The sequence below is a fragment of the Cetobacterium sp. genome (genome assembly GCF_048470075.1).
In the GTDB taxonomy this organism is placed as follows: domain Bacteria; phylum Fusobacteriota; class Fusobacteriia; order Fusobacteriales; family Fusobacteriaceae; genus Cetobacterium_A.
The window spans coordinates 1-3,433 of sequence record NZ_DBGBQB010000220.1 but is presented as its reverse complement, the minus strand read 5'-3'; the positions used below and the strand labels follow the sequence as shown (position 1 = coordinate 3,433).

Genomic DNA, 3,433 nt, shown 5'->3' with positions numbered 1-3,433 from the left:
ATGGTGCGTCATACTGGGCTCGAACCAGTGACAACACGATTAAAAGTCGTGTGCTCTACCATCTGAGCTAATGACGCATTTTTATGGAGCGGGAGACGAGGGTCGAACTCGCGACATTCAGCTTGGAAGGCTGACGCTCTACCAACTGAGCTACTCCCGCATATTTATTCCATCTTACTATTTAATTGTTTTGGTGGCGGGGGCTGGATTCGAACCAACGACCTTCGGGTTATGAGCCCGACGAGCTGCCAACTGCTCTACCCCGCGATATATAAGTGGTGCCTGGGGCCGGAATCGAACCGGCACGCTATCAGATAGCTCAGGATTTTAAGTCCTGTGCGTCTACCTATTCCGCCACCCAGGCTTCCTAGTTGAAGGAGCTTGTCGCTTTCGCGCTTCGCTGTCCCTCACGGACATTAATAATAATATCATAAATTATAAATAAAGTCAACAAGTTTTTTTATTTTTTTTAAAGTTTTTTTTTAATTTGCATCTAATCCTTTGAAAACCATTGTAAAACAACGGTTTTCAAAAGGTTTATCCCTATATTTTTTTTATAAATTTTTCATAAAATTTTCTGACAGGTTCTAAAAGATTTAAAAAAATAAGTAAATTTACCAATATTTTTTTATAACCTTTTAAAGTTTTAAACTCTAAAAAATAAAGTTTTTTATTGTTTCCATGCCAACTTTTCCCCCACCAATGTATCCCGTAGGTATTGTCAGTTATTTTATCATAGGAAAACTCCTCAGTGAAATGATAGGGATAGAAGTACTCATATGGGTATATTTTTATTCCATCATCTAACTCTATAACTTTATTTTCTCCTACAAAGTTGTAATCTTTTTTCAATATATACTGAATTATAGCTGGTATTGTATATATATTTATATTCCAAATATCTTCACTGTAGAACTTTAACATTTTTTTAAAGAAAATATGCCCCTTTTTTGCTCCAATTATACCTGCACTAGCCTGATTTTTATCTTCCATTCCTAAAAACATCTCATCTTTTAAAAATGGATCTAAGGTCTTTAAAATTTGCATGTCTGAATCTAAGTAGATTCCTCCATTTTCATATAGCACCTTCACTCTAAAATAATCAGATAAAAATGCCCATAATTTTCTATTATAACACTCTTTTAAAAATATATTTTTCTCAATTTCACTATAAAAATCAAGGTTATCCTCATTCCATTCAATGATTTCATAATCAGGTAATTTTTCTCTCCATGAGTTTATACATATATCCATTATATTCGGTTTTGATCCCCTTCCTAGCCAAATGTAATGTATCTTTTTCTCCATGATTCCTCCTAAAATTTAGGTATTTTTTGAGTACTCCCTATATCTTTTCCCATTATTTTTCTCAATAGATTTGAAAATTTTGGAGTTATATATACCAAAATCTCTTCAAAATTTCTATTTTTTATGCCCTTTACCTCTTTAAAAATTGTTCTATAGTTTTTTAATTTCTCTTTATAATTTTTATTTGAATTCATATATCTATAAACAACAACTTTATAGAAACTTGGAAGTAATTTGGACAGAGCTTCTCTTCCATAATCATCTGTTTTGCCATATTCACTTAAAAGCATATAACAGATTTTTTCTAAAGAGTTTATACTTTTGTCTGTTACAGCGCTCATTATACTACCACTTCTCTGTCTATAATAGTAAAATGCAATATCTATATACTTAACCCTTTTAGCTTTTAAATATGCCATAGGTGTAAAATAGCTGTCCTCATGTATCAGATTATCATGAAAATACAGTTTGTTTTCACATATAAAATCTCTTTTATATATGTCATCAACAACTTCCTCTCTAAAACATTTTGTCCCTTGAAATAGAGTTAAAAAAAACTTAGTTCCCTTTCCAACTGTAAAATCTTTGATCTCTTGGGATCTAAAAAGAGGCTCTCCAGTCCTCTCTGCAGAAAAATATCTCATATTTCCTACCATTATATCCAAATCTAATTTTTGCCCCTCTTTAAAAAACTCTTCAAATCCTTTAGAATCAATTATATCGTCGCTATCAATAAAGGATAAATACTCACCTTTTGCATCTCTAATTCCAGCATTTCTTGCTGAAGATAGACCGCCATTTTCTTTATCTATAACCTTTGTTATCTTAGGAAATTTATCTCTATATTCTTGTAGTATATTTAAACTTCCATCTGTTGAACCATCATTTACTAAAATAACCTCATAGTCTATATTTTCAACACTGTATATACTATCTAAACACTCTTTTAAAAAGCTTTCAACATTGTAAACAGGTACTATAAATGTAAGTTCCATAGCTTTCTCCTATATATCTCTATTATTATTTTTTCATCAAACTCATTCAATATTTTTTTACGACCATTTTTACCCATTTTTTTTCTCTCTTCATCTGATAAATTAATAAATTTTTCTATTTTCTCAGCTAGATCCAAAAAATCCTTTACTTTTACCAAATATCCACTTTTATTGTTCTCAACAATCTCTTTACAACCCGTGACATCTGTAGCTATTATAGGTTTTTCCATACTAGCAGCTTCCATTAAAACTTTAGATATACCCTCTCTATATGAAGGTAGAATCACACAATCAGACATATTTATTATGGCTTCTACGTCCTTTCTGTGTCCCAGGTACTCTAATATACCCTTCTCTTCGTACTCGTCCATTTTAGCCTTATCTATCCCGTTTGCTGCGCTCCCACCTAGAGCTCCTAAAAATAGAAACTTAACATCATATCCTTTTTCTTTTATAAGTTTAGCTGCTTCCACATACTCCCTTACACCCTTATCATAAAAAGCTCTAGCAACCATTAAAAAAATCAGATTTTTATTTGGGTCTCTTGGAACTGGAGAGAATTTTTGTGTATCAACTCCCTCACCTGGAAGAATGAATAGTTTTTTTTCATCCACAATTTTTTCATCAATTAAACGTTTCTTATCATCCTCATTTAATATCCATACCTCTTTTGAATATTGTAGAGATATCCTATACAATGTTTTGGCTATTTTAGATATTAATCCACCCTCTACAAAAGAGTACCCCAGTCCAGTTAAAACAGCGATACTTGGTATCTTAGCTCTCTTGGCAGCCAATGTTCCATATATATTTGGCTTAATTGTATAATGAAAGATTATATCTGGTTTTTCTTTTTTATAGATATCCACTAACTGAAGATATAGCTGAAAATCTTTTAATGGATTTACTCCTCTTAAACTCAATTCAATTGGAATATGCCTAATTCCTAACTCCTTTGGAAAATCTATTCTAGAGTCATTTGGAGCTATTGCTACAACCTCATGCCCATCATCTATCAAAGCCTTTATAACTCCATATCTAAATATATATATATCCCAAAGAACATTAGCAGTAAAAAATATCTTTAACTTTTTCATAAAATACCCCTTATCTAATACTGAATTAATAAC

The 3,433-nt window shown here is 31.6% G+C and carries 3 protein-coding genes and 4 tRNA genes; all 7 read right to left on the bottom strand.

Annotation, left to right across the window (positions count from 1 at the left end):
* Position 1: 1 nt before the first annotated feature.
* Positions 2-77 (bottom strand) — tRNA-Lys (locus ACMOUI_RS07810).
* Positions 78-84: 7 nt separating this feature from the next.
* A tRNA-Gly gene (locus tag ACMOUI_RS07805) sits at positions 85-160 on the bottom strand.
* Positions 161-191: 31 nt separating this feature from the next.
* Positions 192-267 (bottom strand) — tRNA-Met (locus ACMOUI_RS07800).
* A gap of 9 nt (positions 268-276) precedes the next feature.
* Positions 277-364, bottom strand: a tRNA-Leu gene (locus tag ACMOUI_RS07795).
* 179 nt (positions 365-543) lie between these two features.
* Positions 544-1,308 (bottom strand): glycosyltransferase, encoded by a 765-nt coding sequence (locus ACMOUI_RS07790; RefSeq protein WP_418965165.1) that lies wholly within the window; start codon positions 1,306-1,308, stop codon positions 544-546.
* Positions 1,309-1,316: 8 nt separating this feature from the next.
* Positions 1,317-2,303, bottom strand: coding sequence for a glycosyltransferase (locus ACMOUI_RS07785; protein ID WP_418965164.1), 987 nt, complete (start codon positions 2,301-2,303; stop codon positions 1,317-1,319).
* On the bottom strand, positions 2,285-3,433 hold a 1,149-nt coding region (locus tag ACMOUI_RS07780; RefSeq protein ID WP_418965163.1), incomplete at its 5' end, for a glycosyltransferase family 4 protein. The genes ACMOUI_RS07785 and ACMOUI_RS07780, both read right to left, overlap by 19 nt.

Coding starts and splice junctions, on each gene's coding strand:
- ACMOUI_RS07790 (WP_418965165.1), bottom strand. CDS start 1,308: ATGGAGAAAAAGATACATTACATTTGGCTAGGAAGGGGATCAAAACCG.
- ACMOUI_RS07785 (WP_418965164.1), bottom strand. CDS start 2,303: ATGGAACTTACATTTATAGTACCTGTTTACAATGTTGAAAGCTTTTTA.